Annotated in this window: 25 protein-coding genes, 2 pseudogenes and 1 riboswitch; of the genes and pseudogenes, 1 reads left to right on the top strand and 26 read right to left on the bottom strand. The window is 35.4% G+C overall.

Going from position 1 to position 26,397, the window contains the following annotated elements; translation table 11 throughout:
* Nucleotides 1-110: 110 nt before the first annotated feature.
* The 11 genes from moeB to DFQ09_RS16545 all read right to left on the bottom strand — a co-directional run bounded on the left by moeB (nt 111) and on the right by DFQ09_RS16545 (nt 12,593).
* Nucleotides 111-1,172: a HesA/MoeB/ThiF family protein gene (gene moeB, locus DFQ09_RS16595; protein ID WP_115812350.1), complete on the bottom strand. Its 1,062-nt coding sequence runs from the start codon at nt 1,170-1,172 to the stop codon at nt 111-113.
* Complete coding sequence (gene thiH, locus DFQ09_RS16590) at nt 1,172-2,293, bottom strand: 2-iminoacetate synthase ThiH (protein WP_115812348.1); 1,122 nt, start codon at nt 2,291-2,293, stop codon at nt 1,172-1,174. Before thiH ends, moeB begins: the two co-directional genes overlap by 1 nt.
* Nucleotides 2,294-2,296: 3 nt before the next feature.
* Nucleotides 2,297-3,067, bottom strand: coding sequence for a thiazole synthase (locus DFQ09_RS16585; protein ID WP_115812346.1), 771 nt, complete (start codon nt 3,065-3,067; stop codon nt 2,297-2,299).
* Between the two features lie 36 nt (nt 3,068-3,103).
* Nucleotides 3,104-3,727 (bottom strand): thiamine phosphate synthase, encoded by a 624-nt coding sequence (gene thiE / locus DFQ09_RS16580; RefSeq protein ID WP_115812344.1) that lies wholly within the window; start codon nt 3,725-3,727, stop codon nt 3,104-3,106.
* Nucleotides 3,717-4,484, bottom strand: a complete 768-nt coding sequence (locus DFQ09_RS16575) for a hydroxymethylpyrimidine/phosphomethylpyrimidine kinase (RefSeq protein ID WP_115812342.1) — start codon at nt 4,482-4,484, stop codon at nt 3,717-3,719. Before DFQ09_RS16575 ends, thiE begins: the two co-directional genes overlap by 11 nt.
* 39 nt (nt 4,485-4,523) lie before the next feature.
* Nucleotides 4,524-5,126, bottom strand: coding sequence for a thiamine phosphate synthase (locus tag DFQ09_RS16570; protein ID WP_115812340.1), 603 nt, complete (start codon nt 5,124-5,126; stop codon nt 4,524-4,526).
* 227 nt (nt 5,127-5,353) lie between these two features.
* The gene (thiC, locus tag DFQ09_RS16565) at nt 5,354-7,213 is read right to left on the bottom strand and encodes a phosphomethylpyrimidine synthase ThiC (protein WP_115812338.1); all 1,860 of its coding nucleotides are present in this window, start codon (nt 7,211-7,213) and stop codon (nt 5,354-5,356) included.
* A gap of 30 nt (nt 7,214-7,243) precedes the next feature.
* Entirely contained in the window at nt 7,244-7,447 is a 204-nt protein-coding gene (gene thiS, locus DFQ09_RS16560) for a sulfur carrier protein ThiS (protein ID WP_115812336.1), read from the bottom strand.
* A 46-nt stretch (nt 7,448-7,493) separates the two neighbouring features.
* Nucleotides 7,494-7,588, bottom strand: a riboswitch (TPP riboswitch).
* 210 nt (nt 7,589-7,798) lie between these two features.
* On the bottom strand, nt 7,799-9,865 hold the full coding sequence (locus DFQ09_RS16555) for an alpha-ketoacid dehydrogenase subunit alpha/beta (protein ID WP_115812334.1): 2,067 nt from the start codon (nt 9,863-9,865) through the stop codon (nt 7,799-7,801).
* 280 nt (nt 9,866-10,145) lie between these two features.
* Nucleotides 10,146-11,213, bottom strand: a complete 1,068-nt coding sequence (locus DFQ09_RS16550; RefSeq protein ID WP_115812332.1) for a branched-chain amino acid aminotransferase — start codon at nt 11,211-11,213, stop codon at nt 10,146-10,148.
* Between the two features lie 63 nt (nt 11,214-11,276).
* Complete coding sequence (locus DFQ09_RS16545) at nt 11,277-12,593, bottom strand: dihydrolipoamide acetyltransferase family protein (RefSeq protein WP_245940378.1); 1,317 nt, start codon at nt 12,591-12,593, stop codon at nt 11,277-11,279.
* 201 nt (nt 12,594-12,794) lie between these two features.
* Between DFQ09_RS16545 and DFQ09_RS16540 the strand changes: the two genes are divergently transcribed.
* The gene (locus DFQ09_RS16540) at nt 12,795-13,271 is read left to right on the top strand and encodes an Lrp/AsnC family transcriptional regulator (protein ID WP_115812328.1); all 477 of its coding nucleotides are present in this window, start codon (nt 12,795-12,797) and stop codon (nt 13,269-13,271) included.
* 107 nt (nt 13,272-13,378) lie between these two features.
* Here DFQ09_RS16540 and DFQ09_RS16535 read toward each other — a convergent pair whose 3' ends face one another.
* The 15 genes and pseudogenes from DFQ09_RS16535 to DFQ09_RS16470 all read right to left on the bottom strand — a co-directional run bounded on the left by DFQ09_RS16535 (nt 13,379) and on the right by DFQ09_RS16470 (nt 26,387).
* Nucleotides 13,379-13,975 carry an acyltransferase gene (locus DFQ09_RS16535; RefSeq protein WP_115812326.1) on the bottom strand — a complete coding sequence of 199 codons (597 nt, stop codon included), beginning with the start codon at nt 13,973-13,975 and terminating at the stop codon, nt 13,379-13,381.
* A gap of 36 nt (nt 13,976-14,011) precedes the next feature.
* Complete coding sequence (locus DFQ09_RS16530; RefSeq protein WP_115812324.1) at nt 14,012-14,389, bottom strand: four helix bundle protein; 378 nt, start codon at nt 14,387-14,389, stop codon at nt 14,012-14,014.
* Nucleotides 14,390-14,443: 54 nt separating this feature from the next.
* Nucleotides 14,444-15,196 carry an enoyl-CoA hydratase/isomerase family protein gene (locus DFQ09_RS16525; protein ID WP_115812322.1) on the bottom strand — a complete coding sequence of 251 codons (753 nt, stop codon included), beginning with the start codon at nt 15,194-15,196 and terminating at the stop codon, nt 14,444-14,446.
* Between the two features lie 59 nt (nt 15,197-15,255).
* Complete coding sequence (gene paaZ / locus DFQ09_RS16520) at nt 15,256-17,757, bottom strand: phenylacetic acid degradation bifunctional protein PaaZ (protein WP_115812320.1); 2,502 nt, start codon at nt 17,755-17,757, stop codon at nt 15,256-15,258.
* 193 nt (nt 17,758-17,950) lie between these two features.
* Nucleotides 17,951-19,162 (bottom strand): 3-oxoadipyl-CoA thiolase, encoded by a 1,212-nt coding sequence (pcaF, locus tag DFQ09_RS16515; protein ID WP_115812318.1) that lies wholly within the window; start codon nt 19,160-19,162, stop codon nt 17,951-17,953.
* A gap of 119 nt (nt 19,163-19,281) precedes the next feature.
* Nucleotides 19,282-20,141 (bottom strand): annotated as a pseudogene (ypfJ, locus tag DFQ09_RS16510) (KPN_02809 family neutral zinc metallopeptidase).
* Between the two features lie 17 nt (nt 20,142-20,158).
* Nucleotides 20,159-20,584 (bottom strand): PaaI family thioesterase, encoded by a 426-nt coding sequence (locus DFQ09_RS16505; RefSeq protein WP_115812316.1) that lies wholly within the window; start codon nt 20,582-20,584, stop codon nt 20,159-20,161.
* A 6-nt stretch (nt 20,585-20,590) separates the two neighbouring features.
* Nucleotides 20,591-20,968 carry a four helix bundle protein gene (locus DFQ09_RS16500; protein ID WP_020895225.1) on the bottom strand — a complete coding sequence of 126 codons (378 nt, stop codon included), beginning with the start codon at nt 20,966-20,968 and terminating at the stop codon, nt 20,591-20,593.
* Between the two features lie 3 nt (nt 20,969-20,971).
* Nucleotides 20,972-22,219 carry a 3-hydroxyacyl-CoA dehydrogenase NAD-binding domain-containing protein gene (locus DFQ09_RS16495; RefSeq protein WP_115812313.1) on the bottom strand — a complete coding sequence of 416 codons (1,248 nt, stop codon included), beginning with the start codon at nt 22,217-22,219 and terminating at the stop codon, nt 20,972-20,974.
* A 153-nt stretch (nt 22,220-22,372) separates the two neighbouring features.
* Complete coding sequence (locus tag DFQ09_RS16490) at nt 22,373-23,260, bottom strand: pyridoxal-phosphate dependent enzyme (protein ID WP_394347285.1); 888 nt, start codon at nt 23,258-23,260, stop codon at nt 22,373-22,375.
* A 123-nt stretch (nt 23,261-23,383) separates the two neighbouring features.
* A pseudogene (locus DFQ09_RS19100) lies at nt 23,384-23,704 on the bottom strand (endonuclease domain-containing protein); the annotation flags it as partial.
* Between the two features lie 57 nt (nt 23,705-23,761).
* Nucleotides 23,762-24,541 (bottom strand): enoyl-CoA hydratase-related protein, encoded by a 780-nt coding sequence (locus DFQ09_RS16485; RefSeq protein WP_115812309.1) that lies wholly within the window; start codon nt 24,539-24,541, stop codon nt 23,762-23,764.
* A 94-nt stretch (nt 24,542-24,635) separates the two neighbouring features.
* On the bottom strand, nt 24,636-25,136 hold the full coding sequence (gene paaD, locus DFQ09_RS16480; RefSeq protein ID WP_115812307.1) for a 1,2-phenylacetyl-CoA epoxidase subunit PaaD: 501 nt from the start codon (nt 25,134-25,136) through the stop codon (nt 24,636-24,638).
* An 84-nt stretch (nt 25,137-25,220) separates the two neighbouring features.
* The gene (gene paaC, locus DFQ09_RS16475) at nt 25,221-25,973 is read right to left on the bottom strand and encodes a 1,2-phenylacetyl-CoA epoxidase subunit PaaC (RefSeq protein WP_115812305.1); all 753 of its coding nucleotides are present in this window, start codon (nt 25,971-25,973) and stop codon (nt 25,221-25,223) included.
* 63 nt (nt 25,974-26,036) lie between these two features.
* Complete coding sequence (locus tag DFQ09_RS16470) at nt 26,037-26,387, bottom strand: four helix bundle protein (RefSeq protein ID WP_115812303.1); 351 nt, start codon at nt 26,385-26,387, stop codon at nt 26,037-26,039.
* Between the last annotated feature and the right edge of the window lie 10 nt (nt 26,388-26,397).

Below are 26,397 nucleotides of genomic sequence, written 5' to 3'. Positions count from 1 at the left end.
TATTTTGAAGTGATCAGTAGACGTATTTGAACTACCAATTATCACAACTTCTAAATAGCCATAGTTAATTCTTCTATTTTTTCGAGATAACATTTTAATAAAAGGACACTTTAAATTTTCGACCGTAACCCCTCTTTTAAATTGTAAAAAATAGCTTTATCGAATTGCTCTTTCAAAAAAGAAATGGCTCTTTGACTTCTTTTACCCGATTTACAATAAACTACAATAGGTAAAGTAATATCAATTTCTTGAAAACGTTTTGATAACTGCCCTAAAGGAATATGTTGTCCTCCAATATGATACCTCTCTCTTTCGGGAATTTCTCTAACATCTAATAAGTTATAATTTGCCTTGTTTTTATTTAATTCATCTAGCGTGATTTCTTTAGTTGAAGTAATTCCGCAGAAAAAATTGTAATCTTTTTCTAAAGCAATAATTTCTGAAGCTTCCTCTTTTTCAAAACCCAATATTTGTTGATTCAGACTTAAAGCATCAAATAATAATAGCCTATTCGTTAGCACGTCTCCAATACCACAAATAATTTTAATGGCTTCATTTGCCTGTAAACTCCCAATGATTCCAGGCAACACTCCTAAAACTCCTATTTCTGAACAATTGGGAGAATCTTCTGGTTTTGAAGGTGTTGGATATAAGCATCTATACGTTCCGCTTCCTAAATAATTAAAGACACTAACTTGACCTTCAAATTTAAAAATAGCGCCATAAACTAAAGGTTTGTTAGTCATTACTGCGGCATCATTTGTTAAATATCGCGTTGAAAAATTATCACTTCCGTCTATTATAATATCATAATTAGTAAATAATGCAATAGCATTTTCACGTGTTAGTGCTTCGTTATAAGTATTAAAAAGTACAAACGGATTTAATTGAGATAATCGCTTAGCAGCAGTTTCGGCTTTAGACAAACCAATATCATCAATAGTATATAAAATTTGGCGCTGTAAATTACTTTGATCAACTACATCATGATCTATTATACCAATAGTTCCAACACCTGCCGCTGTTAAATATTGCAAAACAGGACAACCTAAACCACCTGCTCCAATGACTAAAACCTTTGCTTGCTTCAGTTTTAATTGTCCGACTTCTCCTATTTCATCTAAAATAAGATGACGACTGTATTGCTTTCTTTCTTCTATGGTAAGGCTCATTATTTTTGTATTTCTTCAAAATGTTCCCAATCTTTCCAAACTACTTCTAATCCTTGACTTTTTAACATTTTAACGACCTCTTCTGTACTTCTTTCATCAGAAATTTCAAACTGCTCTAAAGATTGTGGCTCTACAGTGTAACCACCTGGATTTGTTTTAGATTCTGCGCTAATTGAAGTGGCACCTAATTGCACAATATTATTTCTAAATATTTCATTTTCTCTTGTAGACATAGATAATTCTATATCTTCATCTAACAACCGAAAAGCACAAATTAGCTGCACCAAATCACTATCGGTCATTTCTACTTTTGGTTCTAAACCTCCAGAATGCGGCCTCAACCTTGGAAATGAAATGGAGTACTTTGTCTTCCAATACGTTTTCTGTAAATATTTTAAATGTAAGGCTGTAAAGAAACTATCTGCACGCCAATCTTCCAAACCAAACAAAGCACCTAATCCAATTTTATGAACGCCTGCTTTTCCTAATCTATCTGGCGTATCTAAACGGTAATTAAAATTAGATTTTTTTCCTTTTGGATGATGTTTCTTATACTCTTCTCTGTGATATGTTTCTTGATATACCAATACGGCGTACAATCCGTTTTCAATTAACAACGCGTATTCATCTTGATCTAAAGGCTGTACTTCTATAGTAATATTCGAGAATTGAGAACGTATTATTTTAATTGCGTTTTTAATATAATTGACGCCTACCGTTTTATTGGCTTCACCTGTCACTAGTAAGATATGGTCATATCCTTTTGCTTTTAAAAAAGCCACTTCTTTTAAAATTTCAGCATCGGTTAATGTGCGTCTTGGTATTTTGTTAGTCATGCTAAATCCGCAATACGTACAAATATTCTGGCACTCGTTACTTAAATACATTGGTGCGTACATCTGTATAGTATTCCCAAATCGTTTTTTAGTAAGCCTGCTACTTTTTTGCGCCATTTGTTCTAAAAATGGTTTTGCCGCAGGAGAAATTAAGGCTTTAAAATCTTCTAAATCCAGCTTTTCTTTTGCCAAAGCATTTTCTACCTCAACTTCTGTTTTACTGAAAATGCTTTTCAGTGTGTTATCCCAATTATAAGTATCGAAAAGTTCTATGAAATTTGCCATATTTTAGTTTAAGAAACTCGTTAACGGACTACTCGCTTCCGCTTTATTTTTAATTGGTGCTAGTTTGGCTTCAAACGCCATTCTACCAGCTTCCACGGCCATTTTAAAAGCTTTTGCCATAGCTACCGGATGTTTAGACACTGCAATTGCCGTATTTACTAAGACAGCATCTGCACCTAATTCCATGGCATAAGCTGCATGCGATGGTGCGCCAATACCTGCATCTACAATAACAGGCACATTAGATTGCTCGATAATAATCTCTAAAAAATCTTGTGTCTTTAATCCTTTGTTACTTCCTATTGGAGCTCCCAATGGCATAACACATTGCACTCCGACATCCTCTAATCGTTTACACAATACAGGATCTGCATGAATGTAAGGCATCACTACAAATCCTAATTTTACTAATGCTTCAGCCGCTTTTAATGTTTCTATAGGATCTGGTAATAAATATCTAGGATCTGGATGAATTTCTAATTTAACCCAGTTAGTACCTAAAGCTTCTCTTGATAATTCTGCTGCAAAAACAGCTTCTTTTGCGGTTCTAACACCAGATGTGTTTGGCAATAAATTAATATGAGCATGTTTTAAATGCCTTAAAATATCATCTTCATTATTTTGGACATTGACTCTTTTTAAAGCCACCGTTATGAGCTCACTTTCGGAAGCCAACAAAGCGTCTTTCATTACTTCTGAAGAGCTAAACTTTCCTGTTCCGGTGAATAATCTAGAGGTAAATTCTTTATCTGCTATTTTTAATATGTTATTCATTTTTACTTTTTTGAATCTATGTTAGATTAAGACTGCTTATGCTTTTACTTCTGACGAATTTAAGATTTCATAAAACTTAGAAATACTTGTAAAATCTTTAGTTATTGTTCCCGAAACAGCTATTCCGTAAACACCTGTGTCTATAATTGCCGAAATATCTTCCATGCAAATACCACCAATAGCGATTATAGGCGTGTCTGTTTTTAACGTTCTTATTAGCTGCTGGTAACCTTCGACACCTAAAATTGGACTTAAATTCTTTTTAGTTTCTGTAAACTGAAAAGGTCCTAAACCAATATAATCCACTTCCTTATCCATTAGAACTTTGCAATCCTCTAAAGTGTTGGCAGTGCCTCCAACTAGATATTGTTTTCCCAAATAGGCTCTAGCTATTAACGGACATGTATCTGTTTTCCCTAAATGAACACCGTCTGCTTTTACGGTTTTAGCTATTTTATAATGATCATTTATTATTAGTTTCACTTTAAATTGAGTGGTGATTTCTCTAGCTTTTTCTGCAGTTTCTAAAATGATATCTAGTGCCATTTCTTTTAAACGCAGTTGTACTAATTCTGCTCCGTTTTCACATGCTTTTTGTATGTTTCTTAAATGATCTTGCGGTGTTTTACCTTGAGAAATATAATGTAGTTTACTTAGCATTTTCTGTGTATTTATGTGTTCCTAACAAAGTGTTGTTTGAATTTAAAAACTGTTCGGTATACCATTTTGCATCTTTACAAGCATCTTCTATGTTCATTCCTTTTTCTAAATTAGAAGCCAATGCTGACGATAAAACACAACCGCTTCCATGCTTTTGAAAAACGGTTTCTGCAATTGGCGGAATGTTTAGTTTTACTATTTTACTGTAATAGACTTCGTCCCACCCTTTTTTATCTGTTCTATGACCTCCTTTTAAGTAGATATTTGTTCTATCTGAAATAAAATCGATAGTGTCTTCTATAGATTTCTCAGGGAACAAGGCTTCAATCTCTTCATAATTTGGTGTAATAAAATTGCAATTTTTTAAAACTTCTTCTAAAACTTTTAAATCTTGTTTATTATGAAAACTAAAACCTGCACTTGCTGTTAAAACAGGGTCTAGTACTATTTTTACAGATGGATTTAGCTTTTTTAATGTTTGAATAACGTCCAATAAAACGTCCCAAGACTGGATGATTCCTATTTTTACTACAGCAATGGCAAACCGTTGAAACAAAAGGTCAATCTGATTTAAAATGATTTCTTTTTCTATCCAAATACAATCTTTAAAATCTATATCGTTTTGAACAGTAACCGCAGTACACACGGATAAACCGTACAAACCATGCGCTTCAAATGTTTTAATATCAGACGTAATTCCGGCGCCACTCGATGGGTCTAAACCTGCTATTGTTAAGATGTAGTTTTTTTGATTCAATTTTTATGTATTTAACATCAATAGGTTATTCAAAAACACTTATTTACTGGTGTGTTTATTATATGTTTCTTTTATTTTTATAAAACCCTCTAACGGATTTTCAGCATTCCAAACACCACCTAAAACACCTATTCCTTTAAACCCTAACGTTATAGTTTCTTCTATCGTTTCTACACTAATACCACCCATACCGATGATTGTTTTATCAATATGGTTAACATCAAAACCTTTTCCCGTATATCCTTTTTTTGATATTGAAGAAAAAACAGGACTTAATAAATGATAATCGAATTCAAAATAACACGCTTTTAAGACTTCTGGATCATGAAATGAAGAGCTTATTGTTTTACCAAACATATTTAGGTTTTTGAAATATTGACCAGGATTATCTATATGGTCAATCCTTTTTTGCTCTTGAAAATGAATACCTTTTAAATTGAAATCGTTTATCAACTCATGAAAATAATGCACTACAATTCTGTTGTGATATTCTTCATCAATTTTGTTTAAATACGCAACGTGTTCGTCGTAGTTTTTATCTGGTTTTCTCAAATGATACACCAATAAACCTTCTCTAAATAATTGGTTTAGTATTTCTATTTCGTTTGGAATATCGTTTTCTGGTGCGATAAGAACTATCATAGTGTTTTTAGTTTTTAATATTGAAAGATAAGATTACTTCGTCGTACCTCCTCGTAATGACGGTTACTTGGATTTTGAGTTAGGGATTACTCAGTGATTCTATTTTATTAAATAGGAATTCGTGAGTGTTACACAATTATAGTGGCATCCTTTTGCTTTTTCGGCAAAAGATATAACGGAAAGCCCGACCACGCTTTTTTTTTAAGCGTGGGAACTTCCTTCTAATTTTACAAATAAACTTCGGATCCTTTTTCTTTAAACTCTTTAGATTTCTCTTCCATTCCTTTTGCAATAACCTCGTTATCTACGATATCGTTAACTGCAGCAAAATCGCGTACCTCTTGAGAAATTTTCATGGAGCAGAATTTTGGTCCGCACATAGAGCAAAAATGAGCAATTTTAGCACCAGCGGCAGGCAAAGTTTCATCATGATATTCGCGAGCACGTTCTGGATCTAACCCTAAATTAAACTGATCTTCCCAACGGAACTCAAACCGCGCCATACTTAATGCATTGTCTCTGTGTTGCGAACCTGGATGGCCTTTTGCTAAATCGGCAGCATGCGCGGCCAACTTGTAAGTAACCACACCTACGCGCACATCTTCTTTATTTGGTAAACCCAAATGCTCTTTTGGTGTTACGTAGCACAACATGGCGCAACCGTACCAACCTATCATTGCGGCTCCAATACCAGAAGTGATATGGTCGTAACCTGGTGCAATATCTGTAGTTAATGGGCCTAAAGTGTAAAAAGGAGCTTCGTCGCAAAGTTCTATTTGCTTCTCCATATTTTCTTTAATCATGTGCATTGGCACGTGTCCTGGTCCTTCTATAAAACACTGTACTTCGTGCTTGCGTGCAATTTGCGTTAGCTCTCCTAAGGTTTCTAACTCTGCAAATTGTGCTTCGTCATTGGCATCTGCAACAGAACCTGGACGCAGTCCGTCTCCTAAAGAAAAGGCAACATCGTACTGTTTTAAGATTTCACAAATGTCCTCAAAATGTGTGTATAAAAAACTTTCTTTATGGTGTGCTAAACACCATTTTGCCATAATAGAACCACCACGAGAAACAATACCGGTAACACGTTTTGCCGTCATTGGCACATAACGCAATAACACGCCTGCGTGGATGGTAAAATAATCGACTCCTTGTTCGGCTTGCTCAATTAAAGTATCACGAAAAATTTCCCATGTTAAGTCTTCGGCAACACCATTTACTTTTTCTAATGCTTGGTAAATTGGTACGGTACCCACTGGCACTGGAGAGTTACGAATAATCCACTCGCGTGTTTCGTGAATATTTTCTCCGGTAGATAAATCCATAATATTATCTGCTCCCCAACGGCAAGCCCACACTGCTTTTTCTACTTCTTCTTCTATGGATGAGGTAACGGCAGAGTTTCCAATATTTGCATTTATTTTAACTAAGAAGTTTCTACCTAAAATCATAGGTTCGGCTTCTGGGTGGTTAATATTTGAAGGAATTATTGCACGACCTCTCGCTACTTCCGACCTTACAAATTCTGGTGTAATTTTATCTGGAATAGAAGCTCCAAAGTGTTCACCTTTGTGTTGCTTTCTAATCTCTGTCATTTCATCTATTCGTTGGTTTTCTCGAATAGCGATATACTCCATTTCTGGTGTAATTATTCCTTTTTTAGCGTAATGTAATTGGGTTACATTTTGACCTTTTTTAGCTCTTAGCGGATTCTTTAATAACTTAAAACGCATGTGATCTAAACTAGCATCGTTTAAACGCTCGTTACAATATTCTGAAGAGAATGATGCTAATTCCTCTACATCACCACGTTCTTTAATCCAAGGTTCTCGAATTCTTTCAATACCACTATGTACATCTATTGTTTTGTCTGGATCTGTGTAAGGCCCAGAAGTATCGTAAATAGTTACGGGCTCGTTGGGTGTTTTCTTTTTTGTCATTGAGTCTACCGTATCACTCAATGTAATTTCACGCATAGCAACTTTAATTTGCGGGTGAATTTTTCCGTTGACATAGATTTTCTTAGAATTCGGAAACGGATGTCTTGTAATACCGTTTTGCTTTGGAGCTGTGTCTTTGTTCTTCATTTGATAATTGGTTTCCTTTTAAAATAAAAATCATCCTCCTTGAGTAGATTTTATAATTAAAATATCATCATTATTGTGAAGTAATCGTGAAGACCAATCTGTTTTTTTAACCACAGTATTATTTATAGCAATAGCAATTCCGTTTGTTTGAATTTTTAAATTTTCAACAAACTCTTGTAATGTTACGTGTTCTAAAATGTGGTGGTCTTCTTGGTTTACTTTTATAGCAATCATATTTATAAAATATTACTGTAAACCAAAATGGTAGTATTTCGATGTCTTATCGAACATAACTTTTTCCTACGTTGGTATTAACCAAATCAGGTTCTAAGGATGTTTCTCAAACTAATTTAATAGCTACTCCTAAAGTTTACACCTCAAATATAGAAGATTATTTACGACTTCCATACGCTTTCCAATTTATTTTTGAAATCTCTTTTTTTTGGAAAAACATATTTTAACTAAAATCTATTTCTATAAAAATGAAGCAAATTGAAGTCATAAAAAAAAGGGACTCATAATTGTTTTCCAATTACGAATCCCTTTTATTACACACATAACTAGGTGTGCAAGACTATTATAAACTTAATAGTTTAGTAACTTTTCTATCTTAGCTTTCACTTTTTCTGTTGAAGGAATCATTGTTTGCTCTAAAGTAGAATTTAACGGTATTGCAGGCATATTTTCACTACCAATAGTCATTACTGGCGCATCTAAATATTTAAAGCATTCTTCTTGAATTTTTCCAGATAATGCTCTTGCAAAACTATTGTTTGAAGGCTCTTCTGTTACAACAAGACACTTTCCTGTTTTCTTAACCGATTTCATAATCGTGTCTTCATCTAAAGGATATAAAGTACGTAAATCGATAACTTCAATTTGGTCTTGCATCCCTAATTCTTCTGATGCATTCATTGCCCAATGCACTCCCATTCCGTAAGTAACAATAGTTAATGTCTCTACATTTTCTTGCTTCCAAATTTCTTGTAAAACCCAGGCTTTACCAAAAGGCAATACATAATCTTCACTTGGTTCAACAGATGTTGCACCTTGCGTTCCTGGTACTTTAGACCAATATAAACCTTTGTGTTCTAAAATTACAACTGGATTAGGATCGTAGTAAGCTGCTTTCATTAAACCTTTTAAATCTGCTCCATTACTTGGATACGCTATTTTAATACCACGAATATTTGTTATCACAGATTCTACTGAAGATGAATGGTAAGGTCCTCCGCTTCCATAAGCACCAATTGGCACTCTAAGAATCATAGAAACCGGCCATTTACCATTAGATAAATAACAACTTCTACTGACTTCTGTAAATAACTGATTTAAACCAGGCCAAATATAATCTGCAAATTGAACCTCAACAATTGGTTTTAACCCAACGGCACTCATACCAACTGTAGAACCGACAATAAAGGCTTCTTGTATTGGTGTATTAAAAACTCTGTCGTCTCCAAATTTTTGAGCTAAAGTTGCGGCTTCCCTAAAAACACCACCAAGTCTTCCACCAACATCTTGCCCATAAAGCAAACATTCTTTATGCTTTTTCATCAGTTCTTCTACTGCGAATAAAGCACAATCTACCATAACTACTTTCTCTGCGCCTTCTGGTGAACGTGTTCCTTTTTCTTCGGTAATTGGTGTTGGTACAAAATCGTTTGTAAATAAATCTTCAGGTTTTGGGTCTTCGGCTAATAATGCTCTTTCAAAATCTGATTGTACTTTCGCTTTCGCGGCATTTTCAATGTCTAAAACGTCTTGTTCTGAAAATCCTGCATCTAGTAATTGTTTTTTTATAACTGGATAAGGATCACGAGAACGTGCCTCTTCTAAATCATCGCGATACCATTCCATTCTTACACCAGAAGTATGGTGATTTAATAACGGTACTTTTGCGTGTACTAAAAATGGTCTACGCTCTGTACGAATGGTTTCTATGACTTTTTCTAATGCTTCGTAGCTTTCTGTAAAGTTGGCACCATCTATTGAGATAGCGTCTAAACCTTTAAATCCAGCTGCATATTCGAAAGCATTTTGCGCTCTCGTTTCTGCTGCATTGGCACTAATATCCCAACCGTTATCTTGTACTAAATATAAGATTGGCATTTGCTTTAATGCTGCCATTTGGAACGCTTCTGCTATTTCTCCTTCGGTTACAGATGCGTCTCCAAGTGAACAAACTGTTATTGGTTTTAGAGATTCTTCGCTATCGCTCTGAATGACATTACCTAAACCTTGTAATTCTTTATACTGCATTCCCATAGCAACTCCTGTTGCTGGAATGGTTTGCATACCTGTTGCAGAGGATTGGTGTGGGATTTTTGGTTTATCGTCATCCTTTAAACTGGGATGCGAATAGTATGTTCTTCCTCCAGAAAATGGATCGTCTTTTTTAGCTAACAATTGCAACATTAAATCGTAAGGCTCTAAACCAAAAGATAATAACATGGCATCGTCTCTGTAATATGGAAATGCATAATCTTGAGGTAATAATTGTAAACCTAAAGCTATTTGAATGGCTTCGTGTCCACGAGATGTTGCATGTACGTATTTTGAAACTTGTTTAAAATTAGCTTCGTATAATTCTGCCATTGCTTTTGCTGTGCAGAGTTTTGAAAATCCTTTTTCTAGTGTTTCTTTTTTCATCCTTAGTGACCGCGAAAACGGTTATCTTTTTTAATGTTTCTCCTTTTACACCCCTGAAGTCCCCTCAAGGGGACAATCCCCTGAATAATCTTTGAACTATTGTCCCCTTGAGGGGACTTTAGGGGGGTGTTGCGTTAGGGATTACTCGTTCATTCTTAATTTAATAAATAAGAAATCGTGATTGCTTCGCAATTGAAACAATTTGTTGAAGCTCCTTTTTGCTTTTTTCAAAAAGAGCGAGTAGTGAAAGCCCGACCCTTGTGGTAACGCCCAAATAACTCTAAGCTAATTCCTTTTCTACCTTAGTCATCCAGTTAAATTGGTCGTCTAGCTTGCCCGTTTTAATAGCATTCAAGGTGTCATTAACTTCTAATCCAACCGGACTTTCATCAGAGACATTAATCGTCTCGCCTTCTAATCCAATCTCTTGAATGTACGCTATACCAACAGCTGTTCCTGTTCCGAAAGCTTCTTCTAAAGTCCCGTTTTCTGATGCTGTTTTAATTTCATCGATAGTAATTTTTCGTTCTATTACCGTGAAATTCATAGCACGTAACATCTCTATAACACTAGCTCTTGTGATGCCATGCAACACAGAACCGTCGAGTTCTGGTGTGATAAATTCCCCATTAATTTTGAAGAAAATATTCATGGTACCAACTTCTTGAATATACTTATGTTCTGCGGCATCTAACCATAATACTTGGTCGTAACCTTTGGCTTTTGCTAATTCTGTTGGACGAATGGCTGCTGCATAATTTCCAGCGGCTTTAGCTTCACCAGTTCCACCTTGTGCTGCTCTAATGAATTGCTTTTCTGCCCATAATCTGATGCGTTTACTAAAAAATGGACCTGCTGGTGATGCCATTATTATAAACTTATAGTGGGTTGCTGCACGCATACCAATAAAAGGCTCATCGGCATACATGAATGGTCTTAAATAAAGTGCGCTTCCATCGGTTGGCGGAATCCAATTGTGCTCTAAACCAACCAATTCTTTAAGTCCTTCTACAAATAAATCTTCAGGAATATTAGGCATTCCCATACGATCCGCACTTTTATTTAAACGTTTGGCATTTTCTTCTGGTCTAAATAACATTGGTGTGCCTTCGGTGTCTTTGTAAGCTTTCATCCCTTCAAAAATAGCTTGTCCATAATGTAAAGCCATTGCTGCTGGATGCGTTGGAATTAATCCCATAGGAATAACTCTTGGATTAACCCATTCTCCGTTTTCGTAATCGCAAATAAACATGTGATCGGTGAATGTGGTGCCTAATGGAATATTGTTAAAGTCTAAGGCATCAACTTTTGATGTTTCTACTTTAGTAACTGAAATGTTAGGTTTCATATATGTATGTTTTTTAGAGTGTTTAAAACACCCCTAAAGTCCCCTCAGGGGACAATTCTGAATTTATATTTCTCTATTAATATCAAATTGCTCAAAATAATCGGCTACTCGTCGCACAAAACTTCCTCCTAAGAATCCGTCTACTACGCGATGATCGAAAGAGAGCGATAAGTACATCATGCTACGAATAGCTATTTGGTCTCCTTTCTCAGTAGTGATAACTTCTGGTCGTTTTTTGATTATTCCTAATGCTAAAATGGCAACTTCTGGCTGATTAATTATCGGTGTTCCCATGACACTACCAAAAGTTCCTACGTTAGAAATTGTGAAGGTGCTGCCTTTTATATCGTCTCCTGCTAGTTTGTTTTCTCTAGCTTTTCCTGCTAGTTCGTTTACGTTACTAGCAATCTCTTTTAAATTTTTAGTGTTTGCATTTTTTACTACAGGAACTATTAAGTTTCCACTTGGTAATGCTGTTGCCATACCAATATTAATGTCTTCTTTTACAATGATATTATTACCATCTACAGAAGCATTAATATTTGGGAAATCTTTTACTGCTTTCGCTACAGCTTCTACAAATAATGGTGTGAAGGTTAAACGCTCTCCATGCTTTTCTTGAAAGGCAACTTTGTTTGCGTTTCTCCAGTTTACCATATTCGTCATGTCTGCTTCTACATAAGCGGTAACGTGAGGCGATGTATGTTTTGAGTACACCATGTGATCTGCAATCATTTGGCGCATTCTGTCCATTTCGATTACTTTTCCTTTGCCTTTATCGAAGTTTAATTGTGGGATTCTATAAGCTGTTGGATCTTTTTCGGATACTGGTTGTGCGAATTTGTACGGTCGTCCTTCGTCTATATATTGAAACACATCGCTTTTACGAAGTCTGCCTTCGTTTCCTGTTGCAGGAATACGTGCTAACTCCTCAAAACTAATGTGGTGTTCTTTTGCTATTTTTATAATTAATGGCGAAAAGAAGGTGTTTGAGTTTGAAGTTGAAAATGAAGATGAACTTGAAACTGAAGTTGAACCTGAAGTTGAACCTGAAGGTTTTTGAACTGGCTTAGGTCTTTTTTGAAATTTCTCTTTCTTTTGACTATGAGATTTCTCGTCACTCGTTCCTCTCTCTGTCGAAATGACATCCGTTTTCGATTTCTTTTCTTCTGAAACTTCAAGAATTGCCATAACTTCTCCAACAGGCACAACATCTTTTGCTTGAAACATGGTTTTCATTAAAGTTCCTGCTGCTGGTGCTGGCACTTCGTTATCAACCTTATCTGTTGCTACTTCTAGTATAATATCTCCTTCTTCAAAAGAGTCTCCTTCTGATATTAACCAATTGATAATTGTTCCTTCGGTTATACTTTCACCCATTTTGGGCATCTTTAATTCAAAAATCATCAAGCTAATATGGTTTAGGATTATAAGAATTAAAGATAATGCATATCGAATTACACAATTGTTAAAACCTTTTAATTTACCTTTAAAAAGGATAATATTCTTTATTTAAATAATACTGCAGATTATTTATCTTTTAATCCTTAAATTTACCACTTTAAAACAACTAATTTTCTCATGCCACATACACTCGATAAAATAGACACACAACTACTCACTATACTTCAAAAGAATAGCAATCGAACGACTAAGAGTATTGCTGAAGAACTCGGCATGAGCACTTCACCAATATTTGAACGCATTAAAAAATTAGAAAAAGAAGGGTATATTGAAAAATATGTGGCCGTTTTAAACAATAAGAAAATCGGTTTAAAGCTGACTGTTTTTATAGGTATTACCTTGCAAGGGCATACCCGAAGCTATTTGGAAAAGTTTGTAAAGGAAATCAACAACTTTCCGGAAGTTATAGAATGCCACAGAGTCAGTGGAAATTTTGACTATTTATTGAAACTCGTCGTTGAAGATATTGAGGCTTATGAAACCTTTATCATTTCAAAATTGACGCTACTTCCTTATCTAGGAAATGTACAAAGTTTGATTGCGCTATCGACGAGCAAAGAGACTAATGAGATTGATTTGAGTCGGGTTTTGTAATCCTGTAAGGTTTTGAAAACTTGACAGGTCTTTAATATTGAGGTTTGAAAATAGGGCTTCTCGACACAATTCCGATAAAAACCGGAATCACTCGAAGTGACATCATCTTATTTTTTGAATGATTCTCTAAGTGTTTTATAAACATCATCCTGCATTTTCATATTCTCAGGCACTTCTCTTAATGGCTCAACAGCCTTTAAACTCTCGTGGCAATCTGCAGGTAATTGCTGATATAATTGTGTGCCTTTCGTTTTCCAAGCAATCATCTCATCACTAACTTGCTTGATAACTTTCGCAGGATTACCAACGACTAAACTTCGGTTTGGAATTTTAGTTTCGGCTTTTACAAATGCCATGGCTCCTACTATGGATTCGTCACCAATTTCGGCATCATCCATAATTACGGTGTTCATTCCTATCAAACAATTTCTCCCCAAATTTGCGCCGTGAATAATGGCTCCATGACCAACATGTGCACTTTCTTTAAGCGTGATAGACTTCCCTGGAAACATGTGTACTGTACAATTTTCTTGTACGTTTACGCCATCTTCTAAAATGATTTGTCCCCAATCTCCTCGAATGGCTGCTCCCGGACCAACATAACAATTTTTGCCAATGATGACGTTTCCCGTTACTGCCGCAAGCGGATGCACGAAACTGGATTCATGAACCACTGGTGTGTAATTTTTGAATTTGTATATCATAAGTTTTGAGCTGTGAGTTATTAGCTGTGAGTTGGATTACTTTTTAACATTGAGTTTTCTTCTTAAAGAAGAAATCATTTTGCCTATTTCTGTTAACATAGCACGGTTTGATTCAAATTCCTCCTTAGAAATATACGCTCTTAAAAAGGCTTTTGTATTCCATGTTACGCACTCATGACTACTATCCCACGCCATTTTTAAATACCTATTAAAATTAGCATCCGTACTTGCTGAGCCTTCAGAAATATTTGCTGCTATAGAATCTGCAGCTCGTGAAAATTGGGACGTTAACCTAAACATTTCTTTTTTTGGAAAAGTTTCTACTAACTTATTAATATCTTCTCCAAAAGTAATTACTTTCTGATAGAGAATTAAATTTTCAAAACTAAAATGATACTTGCTTTCAAATTCCATATTACAATTGTTTTTGAATAAAACTTCTCACAACTCATAGCTCAAACCTCATCACTACTTAAATCCTTTTAATTTTTCTTTTGTAAAATCACTCAACACAAGTTTACCACTAGTTGCGGCGCGTTCTGCTAATAATGCATCCCAATGATCTGTGCCTTGCCAGAAGACCTTTTTCATTTCTAGCATAGCCTCAGTATTGTAAGTACATAAATGTTCTGCTGTTGTTTTTACAGCTTCATCTAACATTTCTGTGCTTTCATAAACTTGGGTAAATAATCCTTTTTGCTTAGCCCATTCTGCAGGATAAAACGTGTTTGCATCTATTGCTATTTGAGACATTGCGCTTAATCCCATTTTACGCTCAATCGCTGGTCCAACTACAAATGGTCCAATTCCAATATTTAATTCGCTTAACTTAATAGCTGCGAATTTGGATGCCATACAATAATCGGTTGCAGCTGCTAGTCCAACGCCACCACCAACGGTTTTTCCTTGAATGCGGCCAATAATAAATTTCGGACATTTACGCATCGCATTAATCACGTTTGCGAAACCTGAAAAGAATACTTTCCCTGTTGCTGCATCGTTAATGTTTATTAGCTCTTCGAAACTTGCTCCTGCGCAAAAGGTTCTGTCTCCTCCACTTTTCAGTACTATAACTTTGATGTTGTTATTTTCACCTGCTTCGGTTATTGTTTTTGCTAATTTAGCGAGAATATCTCCAGGCAGTGAATTGTGCGCTGGATGGAAGAATTCTATGTATGCTACTTCGTTTTCTATTTTTATACTAACGTATGCTTCTGACATGTTTACTTAATTAACAGACCTGCGAGGTTTTAAAAACCTGCGAGGTCTTGCGTTACTATTTATATTAATCCAAATTGTTCAAAGTGATGATTCAAATGTTTTCTTTCTAACAAATACGATTCGTATTTATTCAATTCTCCGAAAACTAAATTCTTTAATTTAGCTTCTGGATTTTCTTTAAAATATGCTAAATACTTTTCTCTTTGTGCTTTAAACTTTTCTATTGCTACAGCTAAATCAGGATGCTTTAATGTATCTAAAGTATCTTTTTCTAATTGTGGAAATTGAGAGTTTTTTGGGAACTTATCAAAGTTCCATAAACTATTATGTACTTTATCTAAAATCTTTTCCGGTGTAGCAATTTCAAAATCTTGAATTTCACCAGATGCAATTTTATAGGTATATTCTAAATGTTCAATCATGTGTTGAGGTGTCATAATTCCCCATTTAGGTTTTGCATCTTCTTTTAATGCATAAAGACATGCGTTGATTTTATCTTCAGTCATTTCAGTTAAAACTTCTTGCTTTTTCTGAACCATAGTTAAGACTGTTGCGAATGCTACTTTCTCATCGGTATTTGCATCAAAAATTTCGGCATACCATTTTACAATTCCGCTAGGATGTTCTGCTGAAGCGACATCTCTATCTACTTTTTGCTTACACGTTAAACGTACGTAAATAGTATCGTTGTGATATAACGGCCTTAAAAACCTGCATTCTTCTAGTCCGTAATTTGCTGAAACTGGTCCTTTATTTGGATATACAAATAATCCTGCTGCAGCTGAAATAATAAAATAACCATGTGCAGTTCTTTGTTCAAAAATACTTCCGTCTAAAGATGTAATATCTGTATGCGCATAGAAATGATCCCAAGTGACGTTTGCAAAATTGATAATATCTGTATCTGTAAATGTACGTCTATGAGTTTTCATAGACATTCCTGGCTGGATGTCTTCCCAATGGTATTTAAATGGATGCATTTCGGCTTCCTTATATTTTGCGTTTTGCTGGTAAATTCCAGTAATTTCTGTAATTGTAGTTGGCGAACCTTGGATTGCTGTACGTTGTAAATAATGTTTTATTCCACGCATTCCGCCCATTTCTTCTCCTCCTCCTGCACGTCCAGGACCTCCATGAACTAAATATGGTAATGGCGAACCATGACCTGTACTTTCTTTAGCCATATCGCGATTAACCACCATAATACGACCATGATGAGATGCTGCGTTAATTACATACTCTTTAGCAATCTTATCGTCATTTGTGGCAATTGAAGATACTAACGACCCTTTACCCATTTGAGCTAATAGAATAGCTTCATCTAAGTTTTTATAAGGCATTATTGTACTTACTGGACCAAAGGCTTCACGTTCGTGAATTATTGTATTTTCAAAAGGATGATCAGAACGTAATAAAATCGGGCTAATAAAAGCGCCTTTTTTAGCATCTGCTCCAATGGTGTTTATTTCATCTAAACTGCCGTAAACGATTTGTGCTTCTTTAGATAAATCATTTACTGAGTCTCTAACTGCTTGCACTTGTTGATGACTTACTAAAGATCCCATTCTAACTTCTTTCAATCTTGGATCTCCAATAGTTACTTTATCTAATGCTTTTGATAATGCCGTTTGTACATCTTCTACTAAATTTTGCGGAACAATAATTCTACGTATCGCAGTACATTTTTGTCCAGCTTTCACTGTCATTTCTTTTCGGACTTCTTTAATAAACAAGTCGAATTCTGGTGTTCCAGGAACTGCATCTTCTCCTAAGATCGATGCATTTAAAGAATCGGCTTCCATGGTAAATGGCACAGATTCTTGTATCAATTGCGGATGCGCTTTTAATAAACGTCCTACTTTTGCAGAACCCGTAAAAGTGACAACATCTTGAGACTCTAAAGTATCTAAAATGGTTTTTACCGTTCCGTTTATAATTTGTAATGCGCCTTCTGGTAAAATACCAGAAGCTATTATTTCTTTTACGACAGCCTCTGCTAAATAAGAAGTGGAAGGTGCTGGTAAAACTACAGCAGGCACTCCAGCCATCCAGTTTACTGCACATTTTTCTAACATTCCCCAAACTGGGAAATTGAATGCATTAATATGTACTGCTACTCCTTTTTTAGGCACCATAATATGATGCGCCATAAAGCGTCCGCCACGAGATAAATCGATAGCATCACCTTCTACGTGATACGTTTGATTTGGAAACAGTTTACGTAAGGAAGCGTTTGCAAACAAGTTTCCGAAACCACCTTCGATATCTATCCAACTATCTACTTTGGTTGCTCCTGTTCTATAACTTAATTCGTAAAACGCATTTTTTCTTTTGGTAAGATATAATGCCAAACTTTTAAGCATGTTTCCACGTTCTTGGAAAGTCATTTTACGAAGGACTTCTCCTCCTTTTGTTCTTCCGTAGTTAAGAATTTCTGGAACGTCTAATCCTTCAATAGCGATGCTAGTAAAAGCTTCGCCAGTTACTGCATCTAGAATTGGTGTTCCTTCTTCTTTACCTGTTGTCCATTGTCCTTGAACGTAATGCTGTATTTTATTCATCATTTTTACTTTATAGTGGATTCCTGCCTGCGCAGGAATGACAAAACTTTATTCTTTACTACAACTAAGAATTATCATTAACCTTAGCGGCTAAGTGCGTTAGCGATTGAACGGTTTGTTTGAGCTCCTTTTTGTTTTTCTCAAAAAGAGCGAGTAGTGAAAGCGCGACCCTTGTGGTAACGCCCAAACTATATTACAAATTCACATTTTCAATAATTGCGGCGTAACCTTGACCAACACCAATACACATCGTGATTAACGCATATTTTTTGTTCTGTTGTTTTAACTCTAAAGCCGCTGAAAAAGCAACTCTTGCACCTGTAACACCAAGCGGGTGACCAATAGCAATTGCACCTCCGTTTGGATTTATTCTCGGGTCGTTATCTGCCAATCCCCAAGCGCGAATACATGCTAATGCTTGCGCTGCGAAGGCTTCGTTAAGCTCGATAATATCCATATCTTCCATGGTTAAACCTGCTTTTGCTAATGCTTTATTTGAGGCTTGAACTGGACCAATACCCATAATTCTTGGCTCGACACCAACTACTGCAGAACTTACTATTCTTGCTAATGGTTTTAAATTGTATTTTTTTACTGCATCTGCTGAAGCGATAATAGTTGCCGCTGCTCCGTCGTTTAATCCGGATGAATTTCCAGCTGTTACACTTCCACCTTCTTTTTTAAAGGCTGGTCTTAGTTTTCCTAAGATTTCTAAAGAGCTTGTTGGTTTTACAAATTCATCTTTAGAAAAAAGAATTGGATCTTTTTTACGCTGTGGAATTTCAACGGTTACAATTTCTTTTGCTAGTCGTCCGTTTTCTTGTGCTTTGGTTGCTTTCTGCTGACTCCAAAGTGCAAATTTATCTTGATCTTCTCTAGAGATATTATATTTTTCGACAAGATTTTCGGCAGTGTTTCCCATGCCATCTGCCCCATACATTTGCTGCATTTTCGGATTGATAAAACGCCATCCGAAAGTAGAATCGTACATTTTAGAATCGCCTCCAAATGCCGTAGATGGTTTTGCCATTACGTATGGTCCGCGCGTCATATTCTCTACGCCACCAGAAATAAATACGTCGCCATCTCCTGCTTTTATAGCTCGATTTGCGTGAATAATTGCCGATAATCCCGAACTACATAAACGGTTTACTGTTTCTCCAGGAACGGTAAATGGCAAACCTGCTAATAAGGATGACATTCTCGCAACATTACGATTGTCTTCTCCCGCTTGGTTTGCGCAACCCATTATCACATCGTCATACGCTTCCTTAGGGATGCTTGGGTTTCTTTTTACGATTTCTGAAATTACTAACGCACCCAAATCATCTGTTCTCACAGCAGATAATGTGCCTTTGTAGTTCCCTATTGGTGTTCTAATGCCGTCTATTATGTATGCTTCCATATTTGAAATTGAAATTGAAATTGAAGTCGATAATTGAAACTTCTATTTCATAATTAATGTTATATTTACTTCTATTCTTATTTAATACCTACAAGGTTTTTGAAACCTTGCAGGACTAATTAATTTATAAGCGCAGAGAATGTATCTCCGTTTCTTATATCTCCTGTATTGTAGCCTTTCATAAACCACTCCATACGTTGTTGTGATGTGCCATGCGTAAAACTGTCTGAATTGACGCTTCCGCTTGTTCTTTTTTGAATCGCATCATCACCAACAGCATTGGCAGCACTCATGGCTTCCTCTATATCTCCTTCTTGTAAATACTTTTTATTATGATGTGCCCAAACTCCTGCATAGAAATCAGCTTGCAATTCTTGTGCTACCGATAATTTATTGGCTTCGGTTTGGTTGGTTTGACTCTGTAATTGTCTTACTTTATTAGAAGTGCCTAATAAAGTCTGAATGTGATGTCCTACTTCGTGTGCTGTTACGTATGCAATTGCAAAATCACCTCCTTTAGCTCCAAAACGTGTTTTTAGTTCATCAAAGAAAGACATATCCATATATAATTTTGATCTGCTGGACAATAAAAAGGACCTGAAGCTGCACTTGCATTTCCACAACCTGTACTTACGGCATCTGTAAATAAAACAAGTTTTGGTTCTTTATAATCACCTAGGTTATATTCCCTAAAAAGTCTATTCCAAACATCTTCTGTATCTACCAAGACTGCGTTCATAAAATTACCCATTTCAACTTCTTGACTCGTTAGATCTCGTTGCTCAACTTGTTGTGTCGTTTGACTATTGGCTACTTGCTCTATAATTGGAGCTAATTGTTGTCCTGTTTCACCTCCAAAAAGTTGCAATAGAATAACGACAACAGCAATGACTCCTCCACCTGCAGCTAATTTGCCTTTATTCCCAATACCACGTTGGTCCTCGAGATTTCCGCTTTTTCTTCTACCTTGCCATTTCATAATTTAATATTTTTATTTTATTCCCAATCTTTTTGAGTTCTATAAACGACACCTTTAAAAAGCGCGACTAATTCATTTCCTCGTTTTACTTCAATAATATTAAAGCCTAATCTATTTTTTACAGATTCTATTACAGATTCTGCAACTATATAATCACCTTCATTTAAAGCTTCGATATGATTAATGCTTGTTTCGATAGAAACGGCATATTTACCATGTGTATTTGCTGCAAATCCGAAAGCTGTATCTGCTAATGAATAACTTATTCCACCATGAGCTTTATTCATGCTGTTTAACATTTCCTTTCTAATGGTCATTCCGACTTTACAGCGTCCGATTTCACATTCTAGAATTTCTATGCCTAGCCACGTGCTGTAGGCGTCTTGGGAAAGCATCCGCTCAGGAATGAGGTTTGAGGCTATAGGTTTGCTTTTAGTTGACATTAATATTTATTTAATTCTTTTTAAAATTGCACTTCTCAAGGAAGTTATCATTTTTGATAGTTCTGTTATTAATTTTCTATTTTCTTCGTCTTCTTCAGCAGTAATATAATTTCTCATTTGAGCTTTCGAACTACATGAAATACATTCATGTGCACTGTGCCAAGCATTTCCTAAATAGTTGTGGAATTGTTTATCTGTGCCACTCGATCCCTCGGCTATATTTAAAGCTATAGAGTCAGCTGCTCTTTTAAATTGTGAGGTAAGTTCAAATCGTTCTTCTTTTGGAAATTTCTTTCCTAATCGATTTACCACTTCTCCAAACTCCATGGCTTTGGCATATATTCCTAAATCTTCAAATTTAAAATGATACTTCGATTTTCTCATACCTCAAACCTGGTTTTCAAAAAATCTCAAACCTGTTTTTTTCATGTTACGTAATAATGGGCTACAACGATATCTATCTTCATGATACTCATTATATAAATCATCTAATTTTGAAACGCACCAATCGATTCCTTTTTCATCTGCCCAAGCCAATAATCCATTTGGATAATTGACACCTTTAGTCATGGCATTGTCTATATCTTCTGCGGATGCAATATTTAAAAATAAGGCATCTGCAGCTTCGTTGATGAGCATTACCAATACACGATCGAAAATTTGATTTTTCAAAAACTCTTCGTCTTCATAAGTTTCAAAAGTCTTTGTATTTGCATGGTTTGTCTCAATTATTTTTCCGTTTTTATCATAATCATAAAAACCTTTTCCTGATTTACGTCCTAAATAACCTGCTTCTGAAAAGCGTTTTTGGGTTAATGATGGTTTATACCTTGGGTCGAAATAGAATGCTGTAAAAACGGTTTCGGTTACCGTATAATTCACATCGTTTCCTATGAAATCCATTAATTCAAATGGTCCCATTCTGAAACCTCCAAGAGTTTTTAAACTATGATCAATCGTCGCAAAGTCTGCTAATCCTTCTTCATAAATTCGTAAAGCTTCTCCGTAAAATGGTCTAGCGACTCTGTTTACTATAAATCCTGGTGTGTCTTTGGCAACTGCTACAACTTTTTTCCAATCTTTAATCGTTTGTATGGCTTTTTCAAGAACTTCAGTTGACGTTTGAATGGCTGGAATAACCTCAACCAATTTCATTAAAGGTGCTGGATTGAAAAAATGAATCCCTACACAACGCTCTGGTTTATTAAGTGATGCAGCAATAGATGCTATTGACAAACTTGATGTGTTTGATGCAATAATACAATCATCAGCGACATAGCTTTCTAGTTCTGAAAATACTTTTTTCTTGATGTCAAGGTTTTCAATAATGGCTTCAATAGTCAAGTTTGAATCTGCTAAATCTTTTAGGTTGCTTACGTAAGCGATGTTTGCTTGAATTCGATCTTTTTCTGAAGTATCAATTCTTCCTTTTTCAATTAAACGCAATAATATTTTTTCAAGACTTCCTTTAGCTTTATCTAAAGCTGCTTGATTAGTATCGTATAATTTCACTTTACATCCAGACGTTGCAGCAACTTGTGCGATGCCACTTCCCATGGTACCTCCTCCTATGATTCCAACTCTATTGATTTGAGATTGTGGATTAACGATTTTTGATTTTTGATTTTCACTCATACCTGATTTTCCATCTATATTTTATGATTTCAACTTGTGTGAAGCTGTTTTAATACTAACAACAAAAATTGAACTTAATTCATCGTTTTCTTTTAATATTTATTCTAAAATGTCTAAACACCCCTAAAGTCCCCTCAAGGGGACAATCGTTAATCAAAACGGTAAATTTCTCACATCTACATTACCGCCAGATAAAATGATTCCTACGTTTTTAGTTGCAAATTCTTTTCTATTCTTCAACACAGCAGCAAAGGCTACAGCACTTGATGGTTCTACAATAATTTTCATACGTTCCCAAATCAATTGCATAGCTTTAATGATTTCATTTTCTTCCACACAAATTATTTTCTCTACATGTTTTTGAATTATAGGAAAATTACGATCGCCTAAATGTGTTCTTAGTCCATCAGCAATAGTTGCAAACGTAGTGTTTGTTTCTATTTTACCTGAAATTAATGAGCGATAGGCATCATCTACAGCTTTAGGCTCAGCACCAATCACTTTACATTTTTCTGAAAAATAATGTGCTGCCAAAGCGGTTCCTGCAATAAGACCTCCGCCACCAACTGGTGTTAAAATCACATCCAAATTGGGTTGTTCTTCTAAAAGCTCAATTGCTGCTGTACTGTTACCATAAATCACCTCATCTTGATTTGATGGATGTAAAAACGTCGCTCCTTTTTCTTCCTTTATTCTATTGGCAGTTGCTTCTCGTGCTTGTGGTGTCGATTCGCATTCTATGATTTCTCCCTCATAAGTTTTAACCGCATTTTTTTTGACTTGTGGTGCATTTTCTGGCATTACAATGTATGCCTTAACGCCTAATTTCTGTGCCGCTAATGACACCGCTTGAGCAAAATTACCTGACGAATGTGTCACCACTCCTCGCTGTCTTTCTTCTTCTGAAAGTGATAAAATGGCATTAGCAGCACCTCGCATTTTGAAGGCACCCATTTTTTGAAAGTTCTCACACTTAAAAAACAGGTTACACCCTGCTTTTTCATTTAACAACTGCGATGTTAACACAGGTGTTTTGTGAATAAAGGGTTTTATTCGGTTGTGAACTTCTATGAGAGTTTGTCTTAAATCGAATGGATTGTCCCCTTGAGGGGACTTTAGGGGTGTTTTTAACGATTTCACCTTTTCTTCCAAAGACATTGAAACACTAAGCATATTGTTCTTAACATCTCCATCAGTAAACCTAATAAATCTTACACCTAAATTTTCTAGCTTATTTTGCCGATTTAAATCTTCGAAATATCTATGGTCATGAGAATCACCATCAATTTCAATAGCTAGCATGAGCTCGTGACAATAAAAATCTACGATATAATCTAACATTGGTACTTGTCTATGAAACTGAACACCTAAAGCCTCATTCTTAATATTCTTCCACAACAATACCTCCGCCAAAGTACTATTGTTACGTAGTTGCCTAGCATATTCTTTTAATTTTGGATTGTATGGAATTACTTTGTTTCTCACTTTACATTTTAACACCCCTAAAGTCCCCTTAAGGGGACAATATTCGGATGAATAATTTTAATTTCCTTTAAAATTTGGTTGACGTTTTTCTATAAATGCAGCGACTCCTTCTTTGTAATCGTCACTTTGTGCGGCTTCTATTTGTAATTTAGATTCTAAAGCTAATTGCGATTCTAAATCGTTAGTCATCGATTTATTAAACAATTCTTTAATCATACCAAGAGCTTTTGTTGGCATGTTTGCGAGTTTTAAAGCTAGCTTATTAATCGTTTCTTCAAATTCCTCTGTCGGAACACATTTGTAAATCATGCCCATTTTTTCAGCTTCTGCAGCTCCAATTTTATCACCTAGCATCGCTAATGCTAATGCTTTTTGAAAACCGATTAGTCTTGGTAAAAAGAACGTCCCTGCACTATCCGGAACTAAGCCAATTAAACTAAAGGCTTGAATGAAACTTACTTTTTCATGTGCGACAACAATATCACAAGCTAAAGCAATGTTTGCTCCCGCTCCTGCTGCTACTCCGTTTACAGCTGCAATTACTGGTTTTTTAATATTTCTAATTCTAGTAATTATTGGATTGTAATGCTCTTCTAATATTTTTTTGAATCCAGGATTTAAATCTGGATCCGTCACTTCTTTTAAATCTTGACCAGCACAAAATGCTTTTCCATTTCCGGTTAAAACAATAGCTCTCACTTCTTCATTTTTTTCACAAGCATCTAATGTGTCGTGCAATAAAAATGCCATTTCACGATTGAAACTATTAAATACTTCTGGTCGGTTTAGCGTTATGTATGCTATTTTATTTTCTATTTTTAAAAGAATTGAGTTCATTTTATAATTTATTTTTAATTTAAAACACCCCTAAAGTCCCCTCAAGGGGACAATCGTTCGATTTAGATTTTTAGTTTCAAATCTGACTTTTGCTTTATTTTAAGCACTTGAAATAATCAAATGGTTCTTGACAATCGTCACATTGAAACTGCGCTTTACAAGCTGTGGAACCAAACTGACTTACTAATCTTGTGTTTTGTGAACCACAATTGGTACACTTAACTATTCTTTTATCGTTAAGCAATACATCTTTATCTGCTTCTGCGCTTAAAGGTGCTGCAATTCCGTAATCTTCTAATGCTTTTCTTCCTCTTGGTGTAATCCAATCGGTGGTCCAAGCAGGATGTAAAATCAATTCTACTTTAGACTCGTATCCTGCGACTTTTAATGCTGATTTTATATCATCGCCAATCACATCCATTGCTGGACAACCACTATAGGTTGGTGTGATTTCAACTTTAACGATATTATTTTTTATAACCGCAGAACGTACCACTCCCATATCCATGATGGATAATACGGGGATTTCGGGATCGGAAACTTTTTCCAGAATTGGAATTAAGATTTCGTCTATGTTTTGTTCTGTTGTTGTCATTTTTTGAATTTGAAGTTGAAGTTGAAACTGAATTTGAAGTGTTCTTATTTCAAGTTCAAATTCGATTTCAATTTCTTTTATTTTTTACCATTCCATATTAGGATAAGCACGTTGCATGTATTGAAGCTCCGTTAATAAATAGCCTAAATGCTCCGTATGAATCCCTTCTTTACCTCCTTTTTGAAACCACTTCGATTCAGGTGTTTCAAGGGTTGATTCTTCTAAAATCTCACTCACTCGGGCATAATAAGCGTCTTTCAGTTTTGTAACATCAACACCTATTCCTTCTGCAACCATAGCTTTATCTGCTTCGGTTTGATGAAATAACTCATCGGTATACGTCCATAAACCATCAATAGCTTCTTGCATTTTTGCTTTACTTTCCTCTGTACCGTCACCTAAACGCTTTATCCAATCTGAAGAAAAACGTTCGTGATAACTCACTTCTTTTATACATTTATTCGCAATTGCAGACAATGTTAAATCGGTACTTTTTTGTAATTCGGCAAGAAATGCTAAGTGGTACACATCGAATAAAAACTGACGCGCCATAGTGTAGGCGAAATTTGTATTTGGTTGTTCTACCAACAATACACTTTTATATTCGCGCTCTTTACGAAGCATGGCGATATCGTCTTCTGTTCTATCGTCACCTGCTATTTTTGCAGCATATTGAAAATAGCTTCGCACTTGGCCAAACAAATCTAATGAGATATTTGTGCAGGCAATGTCTGTTTCTAAACTTGGACCATGACCTGTTAATTCTCCTAGTCTTTGACCGAGGATTAGGCTGTTGTCTGCTATGCCAAGTATATAGTTGTATAAGTTTTGTTTCATTTTAAATTGAAATTGAAATTGAAATTGAAATCGAAGTTGAAAACTCACTCGAAATCAAAAAATCTAATTAATGTTTTTAATTCTTGTGACCATTATTCTAATTAATTGGTCATTTTCATCTTTTAAATTTGAAAGACTTTCCTCTGAAAATAATTGAGCTTTAGATTGAATATTCAAATTTCGTTGGCTCTCTCTTAATTCTTTTAAAGAAATTCTCAATTTATTTATTTTATCTTTATCAGTTCCAGCCCCTAATGCTTCTCCATAATTTAATGCTGAAGAACAAGATGAGCGTATAAGCTGTTTTGCTAAATAATCTCCTGCATAAGACAATGGCTTTTTATCATACAGAATAATTATTGCAGCCGCAAAATCTTCAAGTCGTTCTGTTAAATCAAATTTTATCCCATTCATATTTTCAGAT

The organism is Winogradskyella pacifica (assembly GCF_003386275.1).
Classification (GTDB): Bacteria; Bacteroidota; Bacteroidia; order Flavobacteriales; family Flavobacteriaceae; genus Winogradskyella; species Winogradskyella pacifica.
This window is presented reverse-complemented; position numbering and strand designations above follow the sequence as displayed.

Excerpts from the sequence above, each read along its gene's own strand:
- DFQ09_RS16545 (WP_245940378.1), bottom strand. The coding sequence starts at position 12,593 with ATGGGTGAAAGTATAACCGAAGGAACAATTATCAATTGGTTAATATCA.
- thiS (WP_115812336.1), bottom strand. The coding sequence starts at position 7,447 with ATGATTGCTATAAAAGTAAACCAAGAAGACCACCACATTTTAGAACAC.
- moeB (WP_115812350.1), bottom strand. The coding sequence starts at position 1,172 with ATGAGCCTTACCATAGAAGAAAGAAAGCAATACAGTCGTCATCTTATT.
- paaC (WP_115812305.1), bottom strand. The coding sequence starts at position 25,973 with ATGAAACAAAACTTATACAACTATATACTTGGCATAGCAGACAACAGC.
- DFQ09_RS16535 (WP_115812326.1), bottom strand. The coding sequence starts at position 13,975 with ATGATATACAAATTCAAAAATTACACACCAGTGGTTCATGAATCCAGT.
- paaD (WP_115812307.1), bottom strand. The coding sequence starts at position 25,136 with ATGACAACAACAGAACAAAACATAGACGAAATCTTAATTCCAATTCTG.
- thiE (WP_115812344.1), bottom strand. The coding sequence starts at position 3,727 with ATGCTAAGTAAACTACATTATATTTCTCAAGGTAAAACACCGCAAGAT.
- DFQ09_RS16495 (WP_115812313.1), bottom strand. The coding sequence starts at position 22,219 with ATGAGTGAAAATCAAAAATCAAAAATCGTTAATCCACAATCTCAAATC.
- DFQ09_RS16570 (WP_115812340.1), bottom strand. The coding sequence starts at position 5,126 with ATGATAGTTCTTATCGCACCAGAAAACGATATTCCAAACGAAATAGAA.
- pcaF (WP_115812318.1), bottom strand. The coding sequence starts at position 19,162 with ATGGAAGCATACATAATAGACGGCATTAGAACACCAATAGGGAACTAC.
- DFQ09_RS16485 (WP_115812309.1), bottom strand. The coding sequence starts at position 24,541 with ATGAACTCAATTCTTTTAAAAATAGAAAATAAAATAGCATACATAACG.
- DFQ09_RS16530 (WP_115812324.1), bottom strand. The coding sequence starts at position 14,389 with ATGGAATTTGAAAGCAAGTATCATTTTAGTTTTGAAAATTTAATTCTC.
- DFQ09_RS16555 (WP_115812334.1), bottom strand. The coding sequence starts at position 9,865 with ATGAAAAAAGAAACACTAGAAAAAGGATTTTCAAAACTCTGCACAGCA.
- DFQ09_RS16525 (WP_115812322.1), bottom strand. The coding sequence starts at position 15,196 with ATGTCAGAAGCATACGTTAGTATAAAAATAGAAAACGAAGTAGCATAC.
- DFQ09_RS16505 (WP_115812316.1), bottom strand. The coding sequence starts at position 20,584 with ATGTCAACTAAAAGCAAACCTATAGCCTCAAACCTCATTCCTGAGCGG.
- thiH (WP_115812348.1), bottom strand. The coding sequence starts at position 2,293 with ATGGCAAATTTCATAGAACTTTTCGATACTTATAATTGGGATAACACA.
- paaZ (WP_115812320.1), bottom strand. The coding sequence starts at position 17,757 with ATGAATAAAATACAGCATTACGTTCAAGGACAATGGACAACAGGTAAA.
- DFQ09_RS16585 (WP_115812346.1), bottom strand. The coding sequence starts at position 3,067 with ATGAATAACATATTAAAAATAGCAGATAAAGAATTTACCTCTAGATTA.
- DFQ09_RS16540 (WP_115812328.1), top strand. The coding sequence starts at position 12,795 with ATGCCACATACACTCGATAAAATAGACACACAACTACTCACTATACTT.
- DFQ09_RS16470 (WP_115812303.1), bottom strand. The coding sequence starts at position 26,387 with ATGAATGGGATAAAATTTGATTTAACAGAACGACTTGAAGATTTTGCG.
- DFQ09_RS16500 (WP_020895225.1), bottom strand. The coding sequence starts at position 20,968 with ATGAGAAAATCGAAGTATCATTTTAAATTTGAAGATTTAGGAATATAT.
- thiC (WP_115812338.1), bottom strand. The coding sequence starts at position 7,213 with ATGAAGAACAAAGACACAGCTCCAAAGCAAAACGGTATTACAAGACAT.
- DFQ09_RS16550 (WP_115812332.1), bottom strand. The coding sequence starts at position 11,213 with ATGAAACCTAACATTTCAGTTACTAAAGTAGAAACATCAAAAGTTGAT.